Here is a 1072-nt window from a genome sequence, read left to right as displayed (position 1 = left end):
AAGGTACTGCTGCGAAAATGGAAGCACTTCGTACAGTAGGCGTTCCCTACACCGACGAAGACATTGCCGGTGCAGCAGAAGCGGTGAAAGGTAAAACAGAAATCGAAGCTATGGTTGCGTATCTACAGCAGCTTGGCACCGTTCTTAAGAACAAGTAAGAACCAATATTATGGATATCAACACGTTACGCGGTCTATCTACCATCTTGGTCATGATCGCCTTTGTCGCCATATGCTTATGGGCCTATAACGGCAAAAAGAAAAAAGATTTTGACGATGCAGCCAACCTGCCCTTTCAGGATGACGATATCGCGGAACGTACCTTGAGCGAAAAAGAGAGAGAAGAACATGACTAGTTTTTGGAGTGTATGGGTCTCAGTCATTATTATCGGTACTTTGATCGGTAGTACATGGCTGCTAGTAGCCACCCGAAAAAGCCAAACTACAGATGAAGAGACTGAACAAAAGATGCCCCATGCCTTCGATGGGATCGAAGAGTACGATAATCCACTTCCAAAGTGGTGGTTCCATATGTTTATCGGTTCAGTTGTTTTTGCATTCGCATACGCATTGCTGTACCCGACTTTAGGTAACTTCCAAGGTTTCTTAGGCTGGTCTTCTACCGGTCAATGGGAAGCAGAAGTTGCTGAAGCTGATGAAAAGTACACACCTATATTCAAAGCCTACGCGGCAAAGCCAATTGAAGAACTCGCCAAAGATGCCGAAGCAATGAAAGTAGGACAGCGTTTGTTTGCTAATAACTGCTCAGTATGTCACGGATCAACAGGTCGCGGCGCATTAGGCTTTCCAAATCTGACTGACCACGACTGGTTATATGGTGGAAGTCCAGACGCGATCAAAACCACCCTCCTGTATGGTCGAAACGGTCAAATGCCTGCCAAAGGTTTAAATCCCGCTATGAGCAAAACTGACATACAAAATATGACTCATTACTTACTTTCGTTTAGTGGACGTAGTGATGATAAAGCAGCTGTTGATGCCGGCGCAGCGATGTACCAGACTGCCTGTGCAGCCTGTCATGGGGCTGAGGCTAAGGGTAATCAAGCCGTCGG

Annotated in this window: 2 protein-coding genes and 1 pseudogene; all 3 read left to right on the top strand. The window is 46.3% G+C overall.

The genetic code is table 11. The features are described from left to right. A pseudogene (locus A3757_RS25000) lies at positions 1–158 on the top strand (cytochrome-c oxidase, cbb3-type subunit II); the annotation flags it as partial. An 11-nt stretch (positions 159–169) separates the two neighbouring features. Beyond that, entirely contained in the window at positions 170–355 is a 186-nt protein-coding gene (locus tag A3757_RS02385; RefSeq protein WP_068509685.1) for a CcoQ/FixQ family Cbb3-type cytochrome c oxidase assembly chaperone, read from the top strand. Then, positions 348–1072: cytochrome-c oxidase, cbb3-type subunit III (gene ccoP / locus A3757_RS02380; protein WP_068739114.1), on the top strand; the 725-nt coding region annotated here is incomplete at its 3' end. The genes A3757_RS02385 and ccoP, both read left to right, overlap by 8 nt.

This window comes from Oleiphilus sp. HI0117 (genome assembly GCF_001635235.1).
This window is presented reverse-complemented; position numbering and strand designations above follow the sequence as displayed.

Coding starts and splice junctions, on each gene's coding strand:
- A3757_RS02385 (WP_068509685.1), top strand. CDS start 170: ATGGATATCAACACGTTACGCGGTCTATCTACCATCTTGGTCATGATC.